Genomic DNA, 24060 nt, shown 5'->3' with positions numbered 1-24060 from the left:
TTACAATTTTTATTGAGATGCTATAATAAAATAATTTTGAACAGCAGTTATTAAGGAAATCATTTTGACCACTGGCTTTATGTCTGCTCATGTATGCACTAAATTCAGAGACCTAAGGAGTTGCGATGGATTGCATGTTGACAAAGCACAAAGGCAGACACTCTATTTTCAATTGTAGTTTTTTCATCGTATTTTTTCTTATGTATATAACTTTAGTTACATACATTCTCCTTTGATTAACCATAAACTTAAAAGGCAGGATTTATTATGATTTGGAGGAGTAAAAATGCGAATCACAAAAAAGCTATTAATGATGGGTAGTTTGTTAGCCCTATTAATGACAACTGGTTTGCCAGTAATGGCTCAGGAAGCAACGACAAATGTGTCTTTGAATAAAGGGACTACGCAGTCTAGTACTGCTTATGAACATGATGGTTATTCAGAGAGAGCTGTCGATGGTAATACTGACGGCTATTATTGGCATAACTCAGTAACACACACTGAAGTAGAAACAAATCCTTGGTGGGAAGTGGATCTTGGCAAAACCCAAGACATTAACAAAATAAATATTTGGAACCGCACCGATTGCTGTCAGGAACGCTTGAATAATTTTTATGTATTTGTCTCGGATACTCCTTTTACATCAAATGACCCAACTGTTACTGCTCAGCAAGCAAACGTGACGGCATTTTATAAAGGGGGTCTTGCTCCAAGAACTACCTACATTGACGTAAATACGACAGGACGATATGTAAGGATTCAAATCGTAGGCCCAGGAACTTTATCTCTAGCTGAAGTAGAAGTATTGCATGAAACCGTCGCTCCTATTACTACTTCCGATATCACATCAAGTCAACCAATTCATAACGGTTGGTATACAAATGATGTTTCTGTCGCTCTTAGTGCTACTGATAATAATGGTGGTTCTGGTGTGAAAGAAACAAATTATAAAGTGGGTAATGGAGATTGGGGTCCATACACTTCTCCAATTTCGTTATCAGAAGGCGAACATACAATTAAGTTTTACTCGATTGATAACTCTGGGAACAATGAGACTGAACAAACACAGGTTATAAAGGTAGATAAGACTGATCCTGTAATTACCACTCTTAGTGATAGAAGCACTTTTACCTTGAACGAAGTTATCATGTGGTCTGCATCTGATGCCTTATCAGGTCTTGCGACAGAAACAAATGGCAGTATTGACACTAGTACTGTAGGTCCAAAAACCATTACAGCAACTGATAACGCAGGTAATACAGTTACAAGTACGTATAAAGTTGTCTATGGTTTTGGCGGTGTTTTGCAACCGATAAACAGCGACAATACGAGCATATTCAAGCTTGGCAGAACCCTACCTGTAAAATTTAAATTAATTGATGCAAATGGAGCTTATATTTCTACTGCCAATGCAACCATTTCTTATTCCTATATTTCCACTAATGTGTTAGGTGAAGAAGTAGAAAGTGATTCTAATGTCTTAGCAACTTTTGGAAATCAATTCAGATATGATACTTCAGAAAATCAGTATATTTTTAACTTAAGCACTAAAGGGTTGAAAATCGGTTCTTATAAGCTAATGATTAACCTTAATGATGGCAGCGGAACGAAAGAAGTCCGAATTGCCCTTAGATAATTTGCTCAAATGAACTAAAAATCCCTGTCTTTAGATAGACAAAGAGCTAATCACCTTGGTTTACTTGGTGATTAGCTCTTTTATTAATTTCCACCAAAATATAGCATCCTTAAAAGTAAATCAATGATCTTCTTTAAATGGGAGATCACTATAAAGGGAAAAATAAAAGTGGTGGCATAAAAACATTTCCAAAAATCCTTCACATGTTTCAAAGGAATTTGCAGGAAATTCAATATGTTTTCGAATGATTTCCTCCACACAACCATATTCTTTACAATTCTATTGTAATTTGCTTTCCTTTGGAGGATGAATAATATCAAAAAAATACTGCTACTTACAATCCTTCTTTTCACCATTGGATGTGCTCAACAACAAACCATTGAAAAAATACGAACACCTTTACCTGAAAATGATTTCCTGATAATTGCTCATCGTGGGGCATCAGCCTATGCAATAAGTCACACACTTGCAGCATATGAGTTAGCAATAAAAATGGGTGCTGATTATATCGAAATTGACTTACAAATGACAAAGGATGGAAAACTTATAGCGATGCATGATAAAGTTATCACTTTTGACAATGCCAAACAAGCGGTTGCGGATGTAACCTTTGATGAAATTCAACTTCATTATCCTGGAAAAGACTTCGGTAAAAACCATTTAAATTATACTTTACCCAGCTCTAATGATTTAGGTATTCTTCATCTGGAAGAAATCCTCAATCACTTTGGAGACTCAGTAAATTATTATATCGAAATCAAATCACCAAAAGAATACCCTGGCATTGAGGAAGAACTAGTGCACCAGCTTAATGAATATCAACTTCTCAATAGGGTTGACGCGATTCCTAAAGTGATTATTCAATCTTTCGATGAGCATAGTCTGAAAGAGATTTTTGCAATGGATTCTTCCATTCCATTAATTAAACTGTATACATTTTTAAAAGAGGCTCATCTTTCCAAAAAAGAACTACGAAAGCTTACTCAATATGCATCTGGAGTTGGTGTAAATGCAATGTCAGTGTCTCGTAAATTCATTAATTCAATGCAACGCGAGAACTTGCTAGTCCACCCCTACACCGTCAATGATGAAGAAATGATACGGACCCTAATCAATATTGGCGCAAATGGCATTATTACGGACAGACCCGATGTCGCGTATCGTGTTAGAGATGAGAAAAACAGTTTGGAAAATCAACAATATCCATAACCTTTTGGGTTAACCAAAGAAGAATGACTATCTATAACTAAAAGAGACGGCCGAAGATACAATTTTGCCCGTCTTTTCGTTTCTTTTTAGTACGATTACGAGATTGGATAACAAGAATAAAATAGTTCCACCTACAAGAGAACGCGTTGCGTATCTCATTGCTACAAGAGTGGATTAGTAAATATCATCTCTTCTACATTAATATCTGCAAAGTTCTAATTATGTTCTTTACACTTATAAGAATAGACACTATACTGTGGAATGAATAATTACTTACCTAGGTAAGTAATTTGGAGAAGAGATGACTATAACTACTTTGATATTTCATGAAATAAATCAAACATCAAGGCTTACTATTAAAGAAGTCAACGAAACATTAAAAGAATTTGGTTTATATAGTGCGCAGTGGTCGATTCTCTTTTGTCTGAATCGATTTGGATCCATGACACAAACTGAAATACAAAGTTACTTACATGTAGAGGCCCCTACTATAACAAGAACACTTGTGAAATTAGAAGATCGTAAACTTATCTCGAGACTAGCAGGAAAAGATAAGCGAGAGCGAACTGTTCATCTTACTAATGAAGCCGAATCATTAATTCCGCAAATTAAATCTCGAGTTGATCTCATTGAGAAGAAAATGTTGGCATCATTATCTAAAGTTGAACTTCAGCAACTCTCCTTACTAAAAAAAGTCGGGGTGTGCATTGATCATGAAGACTAATAAAAATCCAATTTGGACAAGAGATTTCATTAATATCGCAGTTAGTAACTTTTTTATTTTTGTTGCACTTTATGCGTTCATCACACTTTTACCATTATATATTTTGGATCTTCCTGGTGGAACAGTCGCACAGGCTGGACTCGTCACGACGATATTCTTTTTGTCAGTCATAATCGTTAGACCTTTTTCGGGAATGATTATAGAAAAGTTCGGTAAAAAGCGAATGTTGATCGTGAGTATGACCGCATTTGCCTTATCTACATTTTCATATACATTAACAGATGACATTAGTCTTTTCCTTGTTTTGCGACTCATCCATGGTATTTCGTTTAGTATTGCCACGACAGTGACCATATCCATTGTGGTTGGCCTTGTACCTCCCGAACGAAGAGGAGAAGGACTTGGCTATTTTGGACTGTCAATGAATGTTGCGTTGGTTGCTGGTCCATTTATTGCATTGACATTACAACCGTTTATTTCTTATACGATGCTTTTTATACTATTTGGAATTGTCTCGGTGATTGGTTTGGTTTGTAGTTTAGCAGTTAAAGTTAAAGATGAAGTCGTACCAGTTATTAGTAGTGAGAGACGAAGAATTACTTGGTCGGATCTATTTGAAAAAAGAGCACTAGCAATTTCAATTGTTGGCATGTTTGTCTCTTTTTCCTATGCAAGTATCCTTTCATTTATTTCTATTTATGCACAGTCATTAGGTATGGTCCAAGCCGCTAGTTTCTTTTTTGTAGTGTTTGCAGCCACGATGATTGTATTTAGACCTATAACAGGAAGACTTTTTGATTCAATGGGCCCTAATATTGTGATTATTCCTTCACTCATTATTTATGCGGTCGGTTTATATCTCCTCAGTATAACTAGTACTCCAACAATGCTACTAATCGCCGGTGGATTAATCGGTTTAGGATACGGTACATTGTTACCTTGTTTCCAAGCACTTGTTATTCAATCATCACCAAATAAACGAAGTACTTACGCAACAGCAACCTTTTTCACGTTTTTTGATACTGGAGTTGCATTAGGTTCGTTCATTTTAGGTATCGTAGCAGGAGCTTTAGGCTATTCAAACTTATATTTGTTTATTGCTATTTTTGTTTTATTCATAGCTGTATATTATACAATGGTCATACGAAAGCAACTTCCTAATGAAGTGTAAAGTAAAGTTATGTGCATTAATTAATACATTCTATATAGAAGATATACTAGTCTCTTTTTTTGTTAGGTAATCAAGCTGCAGGTCTGAATATAAATCTTGTCGCTTCCTTGCAACTTTAATAGCTTATCTATCTAGTTCTACCATAGAACAAGTGAAAACTAATCTAGTAAATTGGTATTCCCTCTCCCTCTTCACTTATAATTTTTCTATTGAATTCGCATGTTTAAGCATAGTAAAAGCACCTTCAATATAGTACTTAATTAAGGTACTGTATTGCCAAAGGTGCTTATAATATCTCACTAATTTAATTACCATCATTTATTTTCCCTCAAACTTTTTTTGGAGTGGAAATCCTTGTTATGAGTTGCTAAATAGGTAGCGTAATGAATCGTATTTATTGCTACGTCTAATTCACGATTAAAAATTACTGGGGCGCCAGGTCTCCAATTCACTTCAAATAACCACAATTTTTGATTTTCATCGATTCCCACGTCTATTCCTAACTCATCAAATGCAATACCATCGTATAAAGATTCAAAATGATTGGGAAAGCTTAAAGAAAAGTGCTCTAGCAACCTTTTCATATTGAACCAATCAATATGAAACTCTTTTTGTAAAAACTCATCAAGATATGCAGTATAACCTCCTCCGCTCAAATTTGATGTGATGCTACCCAAAGGTCCAATACGTGGGTAAATGGTAGTTATAACCCACTTGCCTTTTCTGTTTTTTTGAACATGCAAACGAAAATCGTATACATTACCAGATTTCATTTGTGAAGATATAAACTTTTGAGCTATATAATCTTGTTCTTGAATTTTATGTAAAACCTTATTAAGTAACTCTTGTTTCTTATAGATTAAGGTTTTACCCAATTCATTTATTTTAAAGTGACCATCATCTAGCTTTTCAATAAAAAGGATACCAACGCCTTGATGACCAGAAACAGGTTTCATAATAACTTTTGGATATAAATTAATAAGCTCCAGTATCTCTTTAGAATTGGTTAATTTCACTGTTGGAATCAGGTACTGTTTAAAATCCTTTCCTTTCATAATTCTATTATGGACACCCAATTTATCTCCAATTGAATGACTTGTAAATGGTATTCTCTCAGATAAATAATCTACTATGCGCTCCGCATTTTCACTCAAAGGATAACTTGCGTTATAAATGGCATCTGGAAATGGGTATTCTTTGTCCAACCAAACTCCATTCTCATAATATTTACCTTTAATTTTTTGGTTTTCAATGTCTACTTTACCAGGTGTAAAATAAAAAAACTCAACACCTTCTGCTTTAGCTACAACCGAATAAGTATAAGCCTTGGCCACTTTACGCGGATCTTCCCGATGATGTAGCATACCAATTAATGTCATTTATTCACTCTCCATGTTAAATATTTTAAATGCCTAATCTGTTACTTCTCTTTTCCGCTTATAATAACTTGACGATTTACTAACTTAGGATTGATACACTGAATACCACAAATATTCTTTAAGGATATAATTACTTTACTGTTCGTTTTCTTTAATCGATAAGGAATACTTGGGGGTTCTTTATAATTTCCTTCTACATCAGATGGTAGTAATAACATTAGGTAAACCGAAGAGTTAGTTAACTTTTCAATACGGAAAAAACTTGTGCTAAATGAGCTTTGTAAGCTTGGGGCAATTCCAGAAGCAATACAAGGATTCATAGTTTCAATCGAATATAATATGAATGGGATAGTTTCTGGAAGCACACCTTTAAAAATAGATAAGTTCGCCTTACTCTGAGTTTCATAAATAGTTTTTAAAATAGAATACACATCACAAACACAGTCTGCTTTCATTTTATTTTGTTCTTCATTCATATCTTTTTTCACTCCATATTTATATTGGTTCAAGATAAAAACTGATTTCTTTAGCGGCCTCCTTTGCATACCTAATTGCATCTTCTTTATTAGTTGAAGAGGCTAAAACATATCCATAACGATCCCCCATGGATAAAGGAGGATGCAACAACTTTCCTTTTTTAGGTTTAATATATACTTCCTCTATACCAGGAAATTTAAAACACCGGTTTCTTCCAGTAACCTTTATTAATGTTCCTGTCTCTTCAATTGTTATATAATGTGCATACACAAACTTGCTGTATTTTCTTTCGAAGTTAGGCTCTTGTCCCAGATTTATTTTAATTGTTTCCTCTACTAAATTAATTCCAAAACCTAATTCAACTATCCTATTCATTGCCCCACCAGAAATACGAGGATTTATTTCAATCAATTTCCATTGTTGATTAATCCGTCTCATTTCCAAATGACAGGATCCATTTTTAAAGCTAAACCTTTCTAGAATATTACTAACTGTTTCACAAATTTCTTTGTGGAAAGCATCTTCAATATCCATAAGCAAACAATATCCGGTCACAATAAAACGTTCGAAAAACTCTATTTCTTGTTCTAACACTGCAACGATATACACTTTACCATTGAACACACATACTTCAATTAAATATTGAGGACCATCTAAATATTCCTCTATCAAAACTTCAATGGCCCCTTTCCTTAAAAAATTATTTATGGATCGTACTAATTGTTGTTCGTTCTTGACTAACATCACATCCTTAGAACCAGTAGAATCAGGAGTTTTGACAATGAGAGGATATCTTCCTACCTGATTATCAATAAAGGTATGCATGGATTCGTCTTTTTTAAATTTTGAAAAGTATGGAGATACCGGAAGATCTTTTAATAGTTCACGTGTTAGTATCTTGTTTTCCATTTTCAACAAAGGATCAGAAGATACGATGGTCAACCCTAGCTTTTCCCATAGTTTTGCTGCCACATGTACAAAAGGATCAATAAAACTCAGGACAGCCACTATAATTTTTCCTTGTTCCTGTATTTTACTAATATTTTCCTTTAACAAATCAAAATTTGTTAACTCCATTAGAACCATTTGATGGACATCCGGAAAATCTAATCTATTTTCAATAAATATTTTTCGATCAGTTAATAAAACGATAAAAAAACCAAGCCTTTCAGCAGCTTTTATTGCCTCCCTACTTGATCCTGACTTGTTAGTGCCAATAAAAACAATTGTTTTCATAAAATATATTTATCTCCTTTCTATCTTTATTTAGTCTTTTTGCTAGTATATTCAATAGAGCCTTACTAGCTTAGGTCATCTTGGAGAATAATTATATTAATCTACCTAACGTAAATTAAAATAATAGTATTATTCTTTACAGTTAAACATAATTCCAAAATAAAAAACCGTGCAATTTACACCCGGTCCTTTAAAGCAATTACTAATGATTAGAGTGTTAGTAGAAAGTGTTTTCCAATTGTATTGACTTCGGTTTCCGGGTAACTTTGGACGGCAAGCCTACTTTACCATAACCTGAAGAATGAGATAGCTTTCTATTCTAAACTTGTGATTTCCGTTTCAGGCGGACGCTTTCCGCGGGCGGCCCGCGAGCCTCCTCAGGCCAACAGGGTGTTGGTCACGAAGGCGTTGCCACGCGTTGTGGCGTTCTTAGCCTTTGTTCGATTGTGTGCGACTGCGGGGTCTCGCCTGGACTCGCTTTTCCCGCTGTAGTCGCCGCCTTTCACTACAATCATTCACCTGTTTAAAAATTAAAAGTGATAACAATATAGTTTTAAAAATAAATATAAAAAATCGTCTTATCTTGTAAAATGAAAATACTTATACCTATATTTAAATAGGATTACTAAACAAGAATATATCACTGAACAAACTTCACTTCTACAGATCTTATATCGTGAAAAAAGCGTCTTTGCAAGACACTCATTTTGATTTATTCGCGTTCCCCCTTTTCAATAGAACTCATTAGACATCACCTAGATAATAATTGTCTATTTCCTAAAGAATATTTAATTGCTATTGTCCATCCAGTATCACCATATTAATAACTTATGTTGAAAAACAAATAAGAGATATTTAAAACTGCATCAACTTCTTTTAACATCGAATAGCCTTTATTTCTCTGGGTACTCCATTTGCCGAATTAACAAATCACTTTCAACGCGGAGTAGATAAAAATCAAATGCAAATTGATGTATTACTATCAATTCTACTGGAAAATGATTTACCTCAACTTCCTTCATGGGAAAGTGAAGTTACTGATTCAAAAGTATCGCCATTTTCCGATAAACTATTGCTATTCAAAGCAACTTTGCTATCGAGTGCAACAGCAGGACAATATGGCGCTAACCTAGCCAGTGTATTCAGAAAGGACCTTGGGGCTCACTATACCCGAGTAATAGCCGAAGAATTATTATATGGCGAGGATTCTGTCAACTTAATGATAAAACATCAATTTTCAGACCAACTACCATTAGCGAAGGAAAGTAGTTAATTAAACCTTTATCGATCACAGTCAAGAATTTTCATGAACGTCATTAATATAAAAAGTCAACTTGCTATTTTGAATAGAAAGTTGACTTTTATATAATTCTCAGTAAATTAGTTAAATAATATGTTCACCTTCAACATTGTTTATTCCAATCCTCAGCTAGCATTCCATAAACAATATGATCTACGTAGTGATCATAAAGCCATTCATCTTGCCGGATACAGCCTTCTTTAACAAAACACAATCTTTCCGGTATGGCTCTACTCTTTCTGTTTTTTTCAGCAACTCGAATTTCCACTCGGTTTAATTTCAATTCACAAAATGCATAATTCACTAAAGCTCTAACAGACTTTGTCATTAACCCTGAACCTTCGTATCCCTTTCCTAACCAATATCCTATACTCGTAGATTTATTGATCCAATCAATTTTATGAAAGCCTATAACGCCAACAATTTTTCCATCATGCCAAATTCCAGCTTGAAACCCATTATTAACACTAAATTGATTCATTGTTGATTTTATAAATGCCTCTGTATCTGCCAAAGTCTTGTTTCTTTCGATGAATGGCAGCCACTCTCTCAAGAGTTCTTTTGATTGATCAGTCAATATAAATAACTCATTAGTATCTTGTAAATCTAGTATCTTTAATGTTGTCTTGTCATCAATCATATATGTAAATATAAAAATTCCCCTCCTAAACTTTACTGTAATAGTTCTATATTATTCCATTCAAACAGAATTGACCAATAGTCTTGTCATATTTTAAACTTTGCAATTAGTTTGGTTGCTGTTAAAAGTAGCTTTTCCATACTGTGTTACTTGGACATCCGGTTCATCTTTATTTTCAATGATAAAAGAGACGAGAAGAGTGACAAATATAGTCACTTCTCCCGTCTCTTACGTAAAAAGTATGCCGTTACGATAAAAGTTTATTGTTAACAATTTATTCTTGTGAGTTCTCCGTTAGCCACTTATCAATGAGAGGATACGTTTCATTAATTGCTTTACGTCCGTAATAACCCAGCATCCTTAAAATCAAACGGACCTTTGGCATCCGATGTTTGCATAACTTTCTTAACAGCACGAGGTAAAAATTCGCGTCCTAGGGATGAAAACAAGGGTTGAAAACAATTCTACAGAATTCTGACAATTGACTACAATTCAAGATAGGGATGCATGTATTCTTTGTCGGCGTGTCCCTGGGGCAGCCACAAATTGAGGAACATTTGAGTCTGACCCAGGGACAGCACTCAAGCGAAGTTGTTGTATGCGAACACATAAGACGGAGAATAATGAAATTATAAAGTGGACGAAGTTGCATTTTCAAGGTAAAGAGACGATTAAGTGACTTGGTCACTTAATCGTCTCTTTCAATTTTGAATCCATTAAAAATTTAAAAAAGCGAAGTGGCGTCACTTCGCTTTTTTAAATGTAACCAATCCAATAAGGACGATTCTTTATAATTCTACTATATCCTCTTCTTCATCTTGGGCTTCTTGAAATGCCAATGAGACCTTATCGAATTCCTCATCACTTTCGAGAATGGATAATTGATTATCTTCTTCGACTCTTAAAAAGAAAACATCGATATCTTCCTCAGATTCATCTTGAGTTTCATCCAAAAAACCAACAGTAGCGTATTCTGTTCCATCAATATTTAACGTGCCTAGCACTTCAATTTCTTGCTCCTCATCGTTCTCATCTAGTAACGTGAAAATACTTCCATTTTCTATTTTTCCCATAAATCTTACCCTCCTATGTGTTTTTAAAGTTTCCATTTTCCTTTTCTAAAAACCCTGTAACGAAAGGAAAAAAGTACAATTTACTACCCAAAATAATCACAATAAATGATCGCTCTTTAGATGGAGAAAAATGTTTACTGATGCTTTTAGTATTTCAAACAAACTAATTTTCATTCATTTTTTCTTTTCATTTTTAAGGTTTGATTGAATCACTCTTAATATTTCCAAAAAGGTGTCTATTTCTGGGTTTATACTTTACAAGTTACAGAATATTAAGTTGTTCCCACATTTCCTTAAATATCTCGCTATCCATTTTAAAATATATATCTGAAAATCCGTAGCGAATGTAACCACCTTTTATTACCACTAAGCTAACCTTAGTGTGATCTTTTAGATGAAAAATCATCTCTTTATAATTTTCATCATTTCGGAAATCTCCTAAAATTTTCTCCACGCTTTCACGAGAATATGGAACAGTATGGTTCAGCTCTTCAGCAAATGAGGATAAAATATCTCTATCTTGGATGGGGAGAAAATTATCTACACTATTATTCCAATCGCTAAAACTTCGATACTGAGCGTTAATAATATTTCCGGAAACTTTTAGCTTTCCTAAAATATCCTGACCGGTATAAACTGTAATTCCATTTAATGACTCGTAAAATTCCGAATTAATTTCCCCGTTTTCCTCTGAATATGACATGATTCTAAAATCCTTGTCGTAACCTTTGACAGTATACACATCCGCTCTTCCTATAGTAGAGGCAAACTCTACGCTGTATTCATTTTGCTTACTCCATTCATCAAGATTGTTTTTTGTAGTACCAATTTTTTTACCTTCTAATAAATCACCAGCATGTTCATCATTTATATCAGTTGAGGTTTGTGTGTAAATTTTTTGGTTATATACAATTAAACCTATCATGCTCATTGACGTATTATTTGTTGTTTTTGGCAACTTTAAAGTGGGAATGTCCAAGCCTCCATTTGATGTTACCATAGGAGAATTGCCATTAAAAGTCTCCACGTATGGATCCATTTGCATATTTTCATATATAAAATAACCACTAATACCTATAATCAGGCTAGCTGCGAAAACAACAATTTTCGACCAATTTTTATACCTTTTTGGCATTTCTACCTTCGCTTTTGAAATACCATTTCTACTACTTTCATTTAATTTTTTTGGGATTTCTATTTTATTTATTTCGTCTTTAATCTTATTGCTCATGTACACCATCTCCTTTAAACCCTTTACGGAGCTTCTTTAAAGCTCTATATAACAGTGTCTTTGCCGTACCTAGAGGAAGATTCAGAGTTTCCGCTACCTCTTTAATCGTCAAATCTTTATAAAACCTTAAAATAATAACACTTTTTTCATCCTCGTTTAAACATTCAATTAAATCAAGAATTGTCATCTCAAAACTGATATCTTCGTTGACATCTCCTGAAATGAATCCTTCAAAATCCGACTTTAATTGAACAACATTTTCCCTCTTATGAAGCACGTCGAGAGCACAATTAATCGTGATTCTTATTAACCAAGTTTTAAAATAGTTTAAATTTTCAAGGCTTTTAATTGATTTAAATGAACGATAAGCTGTTTCTTGAACAATATCCAATGCATCACTTTGATTCTTCACATATACAAATGCTGTTCTATAAATATCTTCTTCGCATTTCTGAAATAATGTTAAAAATGCTATATCATTCCCTTTTTGTGCTTTCTTCACTAAATTTAACAATAGCAACCCCCTTAACTTCCTCACACCTATTAGACTGAAAAAGAACTCATTTGGCTTTAATAATTTTAATTATATATGCATAGTTAATAGCACCTGTATGGTTGAAAGATGAGCATCTATAACCAGTGATAGATTTGTATATCTACTGCAAAGTTATCATTTTCAAAACACTCATTTTCATTCTTAGTAATGCCACTTCAAGCTATTTGCTTATGTTTTCCAGAACAAATTTGTTACACTATTTAAATTAGATGTTATTAATGTTAAAGGGGTGTAATTCATGCAAAATTTAAAAGGTAAAAATGCTTTAATTACCGGGTCCGGCAGAGGGATTGGTCGTGCAACAGCTATCGCTTTTGCTGCAGAAGGTATAAATGTTGGACTTCTTGGTCGAACAGCTGCTAACTTAGAAAAAGTGGCAAAAGAACTTGAAGATTACGATGTAAAAGTTACTTACGCAGTAGCCGATGTATCTGATAGTGAATCAGTTACTGCGGCAGTTGATCATATTAAGTCAGAGCTTGGCCAGATTGACATCTTAATTAACAATGCAGGAATTGCTAAATTCGGTAAATTCCTTGACCTTGCACCTGAAGATTTTAAAGATATTATAGATACTAACTTAATGGGCGTTTATTATGTGACCAGAGCCGTTCTTCCAGAAATGATTGAAAGAAATTCAGGGGACATCATAAATATCTCTTCAACTGCCGGACAAAAAGGTTCTCCAATGACAAGCGCATATAGTGCTTCAAAATTTGGTGTTCTAGGGCTTACGGAATCATTAATGCTTGAAGTGAGAAAACATAATATCCGTGTCAGTGCATTAACTCCTAGCACAGTTGCTACAGATTTGGCGATCGATGAAAATCTAACCGACGGTAATCCGGATAAAGTCATGCAGCCGGAAGATCTAGCTGAAATAATGTTGGCACAATTAAAACTTCATCCACGTGTACTTCTAAAAAGTGCTGGCCTGTGGTCAACAAATCCTTAAATTAGAAGTTTTAAATATACAAATTTCTAAAGTAGTAGGAATAAAATTAGCAACAGGATTACACGCACAAAACATATATTACTTTAAAAAACTCAGAGTATAGAAACTCTGAGTTTTTTTCATCGGCTTCTTTAACTAGAGGAGTCCCAATGCATGGGTATATATCATATGGTTTCTATAGTTTTAACCAATAGGCTTTGTATTAAAAGGTTTATAATTTTCATTTTTGCAGTAAAGTTAGTGAATAGCTAAACTTCCTATAATTATTTCAAAAAGCAAAACAGCTCTGTTAATAAACTGAGCTGTTTTATAAAGTATCTTATGTAAATTAAATCCCGTTAGTTATGGCTTAATTCCATCTTCAATAACGATTGGGTCATGGTTGGCAAAATTATTTCTATAGTGGTTCCCTCATTTAATTTACTATGAACTGTTAACTTACCGTTATGACCTTCTATTATTTTAAAGCAAGTCATTAGTCCGAGACCAGTACCTTTTTCCTTAGTTGTATAAAATGGCTCTCCAAGTGTAGCCATTCGTTCTTTTGGAATTCCGATACCTTGATCAATAATTTGAATCGAAATCTTACCTTCTACTTTATCCTTCACCTTAACATCAATTTTTCCACCATTGGGCATGGCTTCGATTGAATTTTTAAGTAGGTTAAGAAAAACTTGCTTTAACTGATTTTTCTCGCAGCTGACCATTGGCAAATCACCTTCAAATTCAACGAAAATCTGAACATTGCTCAAAATTGATTGGGTATTAATTAATGTTACTACATCTTTAATCAATACTCTCAAATCTTGTTCGACAAAAGTCGCTACACTTGGTTTGGCAAGAACCAGGAATTCACTTACGATTGAATTTATCCGTTCAATCTCTGAAAATACAATATCAAAGTATTCTTCTTTTAAATCATGGGACTTCAATAGATGAATAAAGCCTTGTATTGAAGTTAGAGGATTGCGGATTTCATGGGCAATCCCTGCTGCCATTTGACCCAACATAGCCAGTTTTTCAGATTTTTGAAGTAACTGTTCGGTTTTCACTTTTCTAAAAGTGACATCCTTTCCGATAGAAAGGACTGCTTTTTTTTCACCAAATACGATATCCATTGAAGCGACTTCAAAGAAAAACATCGAACCATCAATCCGTTTTATTCTATGTTCAATACTGGTTAACGGTCGTTTCTCTTTCTTTACCTGTTTTATTCGCTCCTGTATACGTTCTTCATACTCGGGGTCAATAAAATCAAAAATGGATTTATCGACTAGTTCTTCCATACGGATAGCCCCAATCATACTAATAGCAGCTTTATTTACATAAACAATCCTATAATCCTGGTGGATAATAACTGATTCAGGCAATGAATCTATCAAATGTTTATAACTTTCTTCACTAGAACGTGCCTGTTTTTCATAGTAACGAGCTTTATCATATTGCCATCCAACAAGCCAAGCTATTAGGGTAAATAAAAAAAAGTCTACCGTGAAAAAATCCTCATAGTTCGTAAACTTTTGATAGGCGGTAAATATTATTGAAATTAACACTAGAATAATTTGTCCCGATTTATTCATTGTAACCCCCCCTAAATTAATATTTGCTTCTATTAAAACATGCAGCAATTAATTCTCAGTGAAAATTGTGATTATTATTCAGCTATTGGATAGTAATCAATATTATGAATTAATCAAGTAATTAGTTGAAACATCAGAATGAATGATTGAAAAGTAATTCGTTAAAAGCTAACTCTTGTATTAGAATACTTTTATGCTTCAATAACTATCGTTTCCCAGCCATCATATTCTCCTTCGAATTTCTCTGCAATTTCTAGTAATAGATCCGTAAGCTCATCAATCGAATTGTAGTCAACTGAATCTACCCTGGAAATGCAAATAACATAATCACCTTCTTCATCCTTTTTTAATGTTTCTTCTTCTATTGTAAAGCCTACTTTTTTAACGGTTTTTATAAAGCGCTTTTTCATCATTTCATTTTGAAATAAAACAGTATGTTCCAATTTGCGTGGCGTTTCCAATTTGTCACCTGATTCTTCCAATGCTTCCAATACACTGTGGTTGCCTATATGTTGAATCTGATAGGAATCTGGATAAAGAAACTCGAAGTAGAATTCCCAATTTGTATCTTCTTCAATTTTAAATACTTCCATTTCATATCCCAAGGAATGATAATAGCCGTTTGCTTCCGAAGCTAAAGCTGTTTCTTCTTCTTGAGTGGAATAAAAAATAATATCTCTGATTCCATTAGTTGTGATTCTTCCCACATTAATATAATTTATGAGTTCTGCAGTCTCCATAAGAGTTTCTTCGATTTCGTTCAATTGATCCGCTTCTGCCCCGACATGCAATCCTTCTTCATTTGGCGACTTCAATCTGAATCTAACTACAAATGCATTTTTGTATTGCTCCGTGTCAATTTCTTGCGATACCTCCATATCCAATACAACGGCAGCAGGCTTTTCATCAATAAGATCAAAATATGTATCCCAGAACTCCGACATAATGTATCCCCTTTTCCTTTAAGTATTTCGGTAAACTACTTTTGTTTCTACATTCAATAGAATCCTGGACTATGTAAGGTACCATTCACATTTCTATTAAAAATCATTTACCCAACCAATAAAGCATCTTCTCCCTTCAGCTAACCCAAATTATTTAAAGCATGTTTAATACCTCTTGAATTTAATAAATTGCACAAATTTGTAATATTGAGAATAGATTAATTATACATTTAAACAAAAATAATGAAACAAAAATTTCCTAATCCAAGCGATTAACTGAGTTTTTATAATCTATCAAAAATAGAAATAAATATTTTTTAAAAGGTTGTCATATCAAACTCGATCGTTATGAGTATTTCTGGTTTTTCATTTTAAGATTCTTAATTGTCTACGGTTATTGGAGGAACCTTAGGGAAGATTAATGATGTTGGTTTTATATGAAATGGAGGATTGAAAAATGGCGAAATTGCAGTAGAAGAACCCTATGAAGTTGTAAGAAAGGCTTTGGAATTAAAAGGTCATACAGTTTCAATGTTTAATACTGATGAAAATGTAACAGGTTTCGATATGGGCGTCATAAGAGTTATTAATGAAGGTCATAATGATGAATTAAAATTTCCCGTAATTGCTATGAGTGGGATGACCATCGACAATGTTGTACAAGCAGTCGAACATCGACTAACTCAGATTTAATACATTTAAGTAAGAAGAGACAGAAGCATAAACGATTTATGCTTCTGTCTCTCTTTCTTTCTCTTATAAAAATTCTATATTTTCTGTTTCATATACAGTCAATACAAACATAATATTATTTACCGACATGTTTGATAGAAAACCCAAAGACCAATCAACATTTACTTGATTAATTACACCATTTTGTCTGTCAAACGCAAATACTCTTCTATCGCTTCTCTTAACGGTACTAAAGAAGCTTCCCAAAAATCTTTTTTCTTTATGTCTTTCCCTAAGAATTCCTCGGCTAAATGTTCCACTGTCATTCTTCCTGAATTTCGTAAAAGTTCATCAAACTGCTTGATAAACCCACCGTCTTTTTCTTTCGCTAACGCGTAAATACCATTGCTAAATAAGTAACCAATTGTGTAAGGGATATTATAAAAAGCTTTTTCTGTATCATAAAAATGTGAGATATACATCCATTTATATGGATCCAGGTCTTCTATTAAGCCACCATATACGTCATTTTCAACTTCAATGATTAAATTTTTTATTTCTTCAGTTGTAAGTAAACCTTTCTTCCTCTTTTCGTAGAACTTCAACTCAAATTCGAACATATTTGGAACCATGATCACATACTTAAGCCCATTAGTGATTTTCATCTCCAGCAAGGCTAGTCTTTCCATTTCGTTTACTGATTGGTCGATGGCAGCATCCAACACTAAGTTTTCCATAAACGTAGACGCTGTTTCCGCAACACTCGTCCCTTTATCCTGCACAAATGCGGGTTGTTCATGCAAAATATAATTGTGATAGGCGTGGCCAAGCTCATGTGCAATGGTTACTACATCTTGATAGTTCTCTCGGAATGTAAGGAAAATTCTACTTTCTTTTGCAAGAGGCATAGAAGCACAAAACCCACCTTCAGCTTTGTCTGGACGGTTTTCTACTTCAATCCAACCATCTTTAAAAGCCTTGTCTGCAAAATTTCCTAGTTTTTCACTAAAGCCATAAAATTGTTCAACGACAATACTAACCGCCTTCTCATATGAAACCTTTTCTTCTGTTTTAAAGCTTGGAGCTTGAAAGTCATACCAGGCTGGTGCTTCGAGTTTATCCACTTTAATTTTTCTTTCTATAAATGTTCTTATAAGATTTCTGTTCTGTTTGATTGTAGATACCATCGTATAAATGGTTTCTTCTTCTATCCGATTCTGCTTAACCATTTCTTTTAAAAGATTTTGCCAACCTCGCTGCTGGTACACATCTAACCTAAAACCAGCTACTCGGTTTAAAACAGAGGCAAAAGTGTCTGCATTTGTTTCAAGCACTTGCTCAATAGCATTTGCAGCCTTTTGACGCAATGACCTGTCACTGGAAAACATCGCTTGATTTAGAGCATGACCGATGGAAACCTTTTTTTCTTCACCATCAACTTCGAGCGGAATTTTTAATTGTGTAAGTATTTGTTCATGATGCTTCTCCCAGCCATTGAATCCATTCACTGACAGAGCGCTAATCATTTTTTCCATTTCTAATGGCAATAGATCCTTAACAGACTGCCTTCGTTCTTCTAGGTAAAAGGAAAAAGGTTCAACTTCTTTTTGCTGACAAAACTCAAACCAGGTTTGTTCATCGAGACTTGCTAATGTTTGATCCAATTCTGCTTGAAAAGAAGTAAGTTTAGACTTGATGACTGAACTCTCTGCCATTAAATTCTTTGCCTCTGTATCTTTTACATTCTGTGCGTATACACAGATTAAATAATCGTCGACTTCCTCCCATCCACTTATCACATTCTGGGTATCCTTCAGAATATCCAATAAGTGCTGCGTATTACTAGTCACTTTTCTCTCATTAAATAATTGTAACTCATTGGTTAATGCTTTGATTTTGATAGTAAGCTGCTCCATCACTTTCTTAAGCTGGTCCGATTGGCTACCACCAGCATATAAGGTATCTAAATCCCGATTTTTGCTTATGATTTGTTCCATTTTATAAAACCTCCCAAGTTAATCCATATATACCAGTATAACTGTTTACTATTTATTATGTAAGTTTACTAGGGAACGTTAATATGTATATATCAAAAAGAGCTTTAACATGGCGCTTATGTAAGTGAACTAAATAAATTAACTTTGTATGTAATCCCGCGCCCAAGAGCTCACTGTTCAACTTCCTACTTAGGTTATATGTTTGTTTTAAAGTTATACAAGCACCTGGATTCAAAACTAAAACGGCCCCTCCATCAGCGGTAATACCACTGAACAGAAAGACCGTTAGTATAATCAATATTAAACTAAAATAATCCACAAAATCATTGTCACACTAATGGTCGTAACACCTTGTAAAAGAGTGGCCATTGTTTGTGCTTTATAGGCATCTTTTATTTTCATGCCACTGAATTCTTTTACTACCCAGAAGAAGCTATCATTCACATGGCTTACTGTCATAGCTCCTGCGCCAATTGCCATAACGACAAGTGCAAGTGGAACTGCGCCTTCAATACCGAGCGAAGGCAATAGTGGTGCAACTAGTGTAGAGGTAATGACCAATGCTGCAGTCGATGACCCTTGCGCAGTTTTCAAGGCAGCCGCTATAACGAAAGGTACCAATAAGAATAAAGCACCTCCAGCTAAAGCATCCATATTCATTCTTGAGATGAGATCGGCAACACCAGAATTAGCTATTACTCTTCCAAATGCACCACCTGCACCAGTAATTAGTAAGATTGGTGCTGCTGCTACCAAACCTTCACCGATCCAACCAGTCATGGTTTCTTCATTAAACTTAGGAAGTAATAAGAAGGCTGCAAATACACCTAATATTAATGCCACTGCTGGAGCACCTAGGAACGTCAATAGATTCACAAAGCCATTCTCGAAACCTGAAAGCTTGGCAATTGACCCTGCTGCAATCAATACAATTGGAAGGACAATCGGTAAAAATGCTTTAAAAGTCGAAGGCATTTTGCCAAACGATTTTACAATTTCATCGTAATCAAGTCCGCCTTCTTCCAAATCCTCCGGTACTTCAATTTTAGATGCGACTTTAACAGCCCATAAATAACCCACAATAACTGCTGGAATTGCTACAACCAAACCGATTAAGATAATAGTTCCTAAGAAGTTTTCCGCTCCGATATTTCCTGCCGCTGCGATTGGCCCTGGAGTAGGAGGAACTAAGGTATGTGTTGCATACAAACCAGTAGCAAGAGCCACGGACATCGATGCAATTGCAACTTTTGCTCGTTTTGCTAACGCCTTTTTTAAACTAGATAAAATAATGAATCCTGAATCACAAAATACAGGGATTGAAACGATAAACCCAATGATGGACATTGCCATTTGAGGACGTTTTTCCCCGATGATACGTAAGACTACTTCGGCCATTCGGTATGCTGCTCCAGATTTTTCTAAGATAACTCCGATAATTGTACCAGCAACAATAACGATCCCAATGCCTGACATCAAACCGCCAAATCCATCGTTTACACTTTGCACCACTTCGGCTAAAGGCATTCCAGCTGTAATCCCAATAAAGAAAGCACCTATCAATAATGATAAAAACGGATGAACCTTTAATACTGCTGTCAAAAGGACAACCAACACAACACTTAATACAATAATTGCAAATAACATCTCTACACCCCTTTGTGTTTAATTTTTAATGTACTCTTCTATCACTTTTTTCGTTTTCATCTTCAAATGATGAAAAGCCTCTTCCATTGACTCTTCTGCCGATACCGTTTCGTCCACAATCGAATGCACTTCAGTAAAATAAGGCCGTAACATTTCCTGACTTGTTTCATCGACCATACCTGATATCAAAATGACTGGCTTTCCTATTTTCATTGCTACTTCAGCAATGCCGAACGGTGTTTTACCGGATAAAGTTTGAGCATCTGTTTTTCCTTCACCCGTAATAATCAAATCAGCATCCACCAGCTGATCCTCAAATCCAATAGCTTCCAAAACGACATCGATGCCTCGCTTCATTTCCCCTGAAAAGAACACTTGGAAAGCACCACCTGCTCCACCAGCAGCCCCTGCCCCTTTCTTCTCATGAAGAGAAACACCGGTCATTCTCTCAACTACGTCTGCATAATTTAATAAATTTCCATCAAGTTGGTGGACCATTTTAGGCGTAGCACCTTTTTGTGGACCAAATATGGCAGATGCACCGTCTCGACCCACTAATGGGTTTTCCACATCACTTGCTATAAGAAAGCTACTTTCTGAAACACGCTTATCAAAATGTGTTTGATCAATCTTGTGAAGATCCCTTAAAGCGCCTCCACCCTGACCCAATTCTTTTCCTTTTTGATCGAGGAACTGCATACCGAGTGCTTGAAGCATTCCAACTCCTGCGTCATTCGTTGCACTTCCTCCAAGACCAATGATGAATTTTCGAAAACCTGCATTCAATGCATGCAAAATTAATTCACCAGTTCCGTATGTAGAGGCTAATAGTGGATCTCTTTCCTGATCTTGCAGAAGTGTAAGTCCAGAAGCTTCAGCTATTTCAACCACACAAGTTTCTTTATCTCCAAGCACTCCATAGTTTGCTACAACTCTTCTACCTAGTGGGTCTTGTACAGCGACCTCGAATTCTTTTCCATCAGTTGCTGCCACTAGATTTGTCATCGTTCCTTCACCGCCATCAGCTGCCGGCAATAACACGAGCTCAAAAGTAGGTTGAGTTTCCAGTATCCCTTGAGCCATTGCTTGTGCAGCATCCAACGCAGAGATACTCCCTTTAAATGAATCTGGTGCCAATATGATTTTCACTATACACACCTCCTTATAAAAGCGCTTACATAGAATTATAGTGCTAAAAAAAAAGTTATACATTATACTAAATGTACATATTTCATGTTTTAATTTTCAGAATAATTATACATAAAGGAGTCATAATGTTAACGAAACAACTTGCTGAAGAAATTGTTGAACAAACAATGATTCGTTTAAACCGAAATTTAAATGTCATGGATACAAATGGAATGATTTTAGCTTCAGGAGATGTAGATCGGATTGAGTGGATACACGAAGGCGCGGCGCACGTAGCAAAAACGGGAGAAGTCTTATGGATTACCAATGAAAACTTAGTGGACTGGAGAGGTTCAAAACCCGGTGTAAATCTACCAATCTATTTTAAAGAAAAACTAGTCGGTATTATTGGTATCACAGGCAATCCTGAGGAACTCAAAGAAATCTCAACACTCGTCCAGCTTACGACTGAAATGATGGTTCATCAATCGTTTATAACCTCCCACACCGAATGGAGCCGAAAGCTAAATGAATTAATTTTTGAAGAATTAATCAGCGGTAAACCCTTATCATTGGTTGTCAATGAAAGGCTGGACTTGCTAAAACTAACCCAAAAGAGCACATACGTAACACTTTTAATTGAATTTGAACGGATGCCCCCACCATCGCATAGAATACTCGAACAATTGGAAGACCATTTTAATCCAAGTTCAGTTCTAACCGGTCACTCTCAGTTAAATGAGATCTTTGTCTTGCTAGCTGGAATAGACAGTACGCGGTTAGAAACAACTTTATCGAAACTGCTCCATTTTTTGCAGAAAGTAAGTACTGTTCGAATTGGGGTAGGAATTTCGGTATCTACCATTGATGAGATTCGCAACTCCTACACAACTGCGAAAAATGCCCTGCAATTCGGAAAGCCAGGACATCAATTAATTTACTTTGAAGATGTTGAATTGATTGCCCTGTTAAAAAGAAATCCAAAGTCTGCTGTAGATCATTTCACCAATCGGACTTTAGAAGGCTTGAATAAGCAACTCCGTCTCACCTTAACTGCCTATTTCGATTGCAATACAATCGCGGCAGAAACAACATCTTTGTTAAATATCCATAGACATACCTTAAGCTATCGCTTGAAAAAAGTTGAAGACATTACAGGGCTAAATCCAACCTTGTTTAGGGATGCTATAATTTTGCACACCGCGCTATTGCTAAGTGATTAGCTTTGGGTGACTAAATTAATACTTTATATGATAAAATCACACCCTAAAAAGTCCAATTACTCAATTGAATACCGAGTAATTGGACTTTTTAATATTGAAATTTTTCAAGTTTACATTGTTTTAATTATTATCTCACTTCATACTCAAGCTTTTCCCCGTTAATCAACTTCTTAATATTCGAAACAGATATATTTCCTATTCTACTGATTGATTCAAATGTAGCCCCTCCAATATGAGGAGTTGCTACAACATTTTCCAATTGAGGCAAGTTACTCATGGTTGGCTCCATCTCGAATACATCCAAAGCTGCTCCCTGTATCATGTTGTTTTTCAATGCATAAAATAAATCCTCTTCATTCACCAAGGCACCACGCGAGATATTAATTAGAAAAGATGTTGGCTTCATCAAGGATAAAGTGGTCTTATTTACCAGATGCTTATTAAGTCCTGTGAGTGATGTGGCGATGATGATAAAGTCTGCTTCCTTGAATAACTGATTACTATCTACGAATGTTACGTTCAACTTCTTTGCAGCTTCATGATCTTTATGATTTGCAAAAGCGATGGTTTCCATATCAAAACCCGTTGCGCGTTTAGCTAAAGCTTGTCCAATAGAACCAAACCCAATGATTCCTAATTTCTTATTATGTATTTCGTAGCCCATGGATAATTGCCAAGACTGTGACTTCATTTCTTTCACTTTTTTTGGGATTTCTCTAGCTGCTGATAACATTAATCCGAAAGCATGATCTGCAGCAGATTGAGCATTCAAGCCTGGTGCATTCGTTACCCGGATCCCTTTTTGATAAGCATAATCAACATCAATATTGTCATACCCTGCTCCGTACTTAAGAATATATTGCAAATTCGGAGCTGCATCAATTACGTCCTTATCAATTTTCACCACAGCTACAAGGATAATATTAACGTCTTTCACTTCACTTTTTAACTCTTCTTTTTCAATGCCGTTATCGGTATATAGAACTTTCACTTCACCAAGTTCTCTTAGTTCTTCGATTAATTTAGGGTTAGCTTTATAGAATGGATCTCTCAGCATTAGTAATATCTTCATTGTATCTCTCTCCAATTAGCTCATTAAATTTAGATGATTATTTAAAATATCAGCTAATCCTTCGATATTACTGATGGCTACTATTTTAGCATAAATTGTGATTGAATGAACCGTAAACAGATTGATTTATGACAACTTACGTTTATATAAAAAAAGTCAATTTAATAATAAAAAATATAGATCCGAACAAAGTTGATTTCCGCTCCATGC

The 24060-nt window shown here is 35.0% G+C and carries 21 protein-coding genes; 8 read left to right on the top strand and 13 right to left on the bottom strand.

All coding sequences use genetic code 11. The annotated features are described in order from the left end of the window. Window positions 1–286: 286 nt before the first annotated feature. The 4 genes from B371_RS22500 to B371_RS0115280 all read left to right on the top strand — a co-directional run bounded on the left by B371_RS22500 (window position 287) and on the right by B371_RS0115280 (window position 4740). Window positions 287–1636: a PxKF domain-containing protein gene (locus B371_RS22500; RefSeq protein ID WP_019415189.1), complete on the top strand. Its 1350-nt coding sequence runs from the start codon at window positions 287–289 to the stop codon at window positions 1634–1636. A gap of 306 nt (window positions 1637–1942) precedes the next feature. Beyond that, complete coding sequence (locus B371_RS0115290) at window positions 1943–2845, top strand: glycerophosphodiester phosphodiesterase family protein (RefSeq protein WP_019415187.1); 903 nt, start codon at window positions 1943–1945, stop codon at window positions 2843–2845. A 307-nt stretch (window positions 2846–3152) separates the two neighbouring features. Continuing rightward, window positions 3153–3569, top strand: coding sequence for a MarR family winged helix-turn-helix transcriptional regulator (locus tag B371_RS0115285; protein WP_087945501.1), 417 nt, complete (start codon window positions 3153–3155; stop codon window positions 3567–3569). Next, window positions 3559–4740, top strand: coding sequence for an MFS transporter (locus B371_RS0115280; RefSeq protein ID WP_019415185.1), 1182 nt, complete (start codon window positions 3559–3561; stop codon window positions 4738–4740). Before B371_RS0115285 ends, B371_RS0115280 begins: the two co-directional genes overlap by 11 nt. 314 nt (window positions 4741–5054) lie before the next feature. On the opposite strand, the gene B371_RS0115270 is transcribed toward B371_RS0115280, so the two are convergent. Genes B371_RS0115270 through B371_RS0115260 form a run of 3 tightly spaced genes read right to left on the bottom strand, consistent with a single transcriptional unit; the run spans window position 5055 to window position 7832 of the window. After that, complete coding sequence (locus B371_RS0115270; RefSeq protein ID WP_019415183.1) at window positions 5055–6119, bottom strand: YheC/YheD family protein; 1065 nt, start codon at window positions 6117–6119, stop codon at window positions 5055–5057. Between the two features lie 41 nt (window positions 6120–6160). Further along, the gene (locus tag B371_RS0115265) at window positions 6161–6595 is read right to left on the bottom strand and encodes a CotY/CotZ family spore coat protein (RefSeq protein ID WP_157185220.1); all 435 of its coding nucleotides are present in this window, start codon (window positions 6593–6595) and stop codon (window positions 6161–6163) included. A 19-nt stretch (window positions 6596–6614) separates the two neighbouring features. Beyond that, window positions 6615–7832, bottom strand: coding sequence for an ATP-grasp domain-containing protein (locus tag B371_RS0115260; RefSeq protein WP_019415181.1), 1218 nt, complete (start codon window positions 7830–7832; stop codon window positions 6615–6617). A gap of 886 nt (window positions 7833–8718) precedes the next feature. Between B371_RS0115260 and B371_RS0115255 the strand changes: the two genes are divergently transcribed. Continuing rightward, complete coding sequence (locus B371_RS0115255) at window positions 8719–9105, top strand: DUF3231 family protein (protein WP_369751117.1); 387 nt, start codon at window positions 8719–8721, stop codon at window positions 9103–9105. Window positions 9106–9235: 130 nt separating this feature from the next. On the opposite strand, the gene B371_RS0115250 is transcribed toward B371_RS0115255, so the two are convergent. The 4 genes from B371_RS0115250 to B371_RS0115235 form a co-directional block, all read right to left on the bottom strand. After that, window positions 9236–9784 carry a GNAT family N-acetyltransferase gene (locus B371_RS0115250; RefSeq protein WP_026023087.1) on the bottom strand — a complete coding sequence of 183 codons (549 nt, stop codon included), beginning with the start codon at window positions 9782–9784 and terminating at the stop codon, window positions 9236–9238. 776 nt (window positions 9785–10560) lie between these two features. Continuing rightward, window positions 10561–10845, bottom strand: coding sequence for a DUF1292 domain-containing protein (locus B371_RS0115245; protein ID WP_019415178.1), 285 nt, complete (start codon window positions 10843–10845; stop codon window positions 10561–10563). A 262-nt stretch (window positions 10846–11107) separates the two neighbouring features. After that, complete coding sequence (locus B371_RS0115240) at window positions 11108–12076, bottom strand: hypothetical protein (protein WP_019415177.1); 969 nt, start codon at window positions 12074–12076, stop codon at window positions 11108–11110. Continuing rightward, on the bottom strand, window positions 12066–12590 hold the full coding sequence (locus B371_RS0115235; protein WP_019415176.1) for a sigma-70 family RNA polymerase sigma factor: 525 nt from the start codon (window positions 12588–12590) through the stop codon (window positions 12066–12068). The genes B371_RS0115240 and B371_RS0115235 overlap by 11 nt, the downstream gene beginning before the upstream one ends. Before the next feature lie 280 nt (window positions 12591–12870). On the opposite strand from B371_RS0115235, the gene B371_RS0115230 reads away from it, so the two are divergent. Then, entirely contained in the window at window positions 12871–13587 is a 717-nt protein-coding gene (locus tag B371_RS0115230) for a 3-ketoacyl-ACP reductase (protein ID WP_019415175.1), read from the top strand. Window positions 13588–13925: 338 nt separating this feature from the next. On the opposite strand, the gene B371_RS0115225 is transcribed toward B371_RS0115230, so the two are convergent. Beyond that, window positions 13926–15167, bottom strand: a complete 1242-nt coding sequence (locus B371_RS0115225) for an ATP-binding protein (protein ID WP_019415174.1) — start codon at window positions 15165–15167, stop codon at window positions 13926–13928. Window positions 15168–15358: 191 nt separating this feature from the next. Continuing rightward, on the bottom strand, window positions 15359–16111 hold the full coding sequence (locus B371_RS0115220) for a DUF695 domain-containing protein (protein WP_019415173.1): 753 nt from the start codon (window positions 16109–16111) through the stop codon (window positions 15359–15361). Window positions 16112–16561: 450 nt separating this feature from the next. On the opposite strand from B371_RS0115220, the gene B371_RS0115215 reads away from it, so the two are divergent. Then, on the top strand, window positions 16562–16804 hold the full coding sequence (locus B371_RS0115215) for a YkuS family protein (protein ID WP_019415172.1): 243 nt from the start codon (window positions 16562–16564) through the stop codon (window positions 16802–16804). A gap of 173 nt (window positions 16805–16977) precedes the next feature. Here the strand turns inward: B371_RS0115215 and B371_RS0115210 are convergent, their stop codons facing one another. The 3 genes from B371_RS0115210 to B371_RS0115200 form a co-directional block, all read right to left on the bottom strand. Further along, on the bottom strand, window positions 16978–18780 hold the full coding sequence (locus B371_RS0115210) for a M3 family oligoendopeptidase (RefSeq protein WP_019415171.1): 1803 nt from the start codon (window positions 18778–18780) through the stop codon (window positions 16978–16980). 300 nt (window positions 18781–19080) lie between these two features. Further along, window positions 19081–20427, bottom strand: coding sequence for a GntP family permease (locus tag B371_RS0115205; protein WP_019415170.1), 1347 nt, complete (start codon window positions 20425–20427; stop codon window positions 19081–19083). Window positions 20428–20445: 18 nt separating this feature from the next. After that, window positions 20446–21576 carry a glycerate kinase gene (locus B371_RS0115200; protein WP_019415169.1) on the bottom strand — a complete coding sequence of 377 codons (1131 nt, stop codon included), beginning with the start codon at window positions 21574–21576 and terminating at the stop codon, window positions 20446–20448. A gap of 125 nt (window positions 21577–21701) precedes the next feature. Between B371_RS0115200 and B371_RS0115195 the strand changes: the two genes are divergently transcribed. Further along, window positions 21702–22778 (top strand): sugar diacid recognition domain-containing protein, encoded by a 1077-nt coding sequence (locus tag B371_RS0115195; protein ID WP_019415168.1) that lies wholly within the window; start codon window positions 21702–21704, stop codon window positions 22776–22778. Between the two features lie 127 nt (window positions 22779–22905). Here the strand turns inward: B371_RS0115195 and B371_RS0115190 are convergent, their stop codons facing one another. Continuing rightward, window positions 22906–23850: a phosphoglycerate dehydrogenase gene (locus tag B371_RS0115190; RefSeq protein ID WP_019415167.1), complete on the bottom strand. Its 945-nt coding sequence runs from the start codon at window positions 23848–23850 to the stop codon at window positions 22906–22908. Between the last annotated feature and the right edge of the window lie 210 nt (window positions 23851–24060).

Source organism: Paenisporosarcina sp. TG20 (genome assembly GCF_000286315.1).
GTDB lineage: Bacteria > Bacillota > Bacilli > Bacillales_A > Planococcaceae > Paenisporosarcina.
Note: the sequence above shows the minus strand (reverse complement) of the source record. Positions and strands in the feature narration are given on the sequence as shown.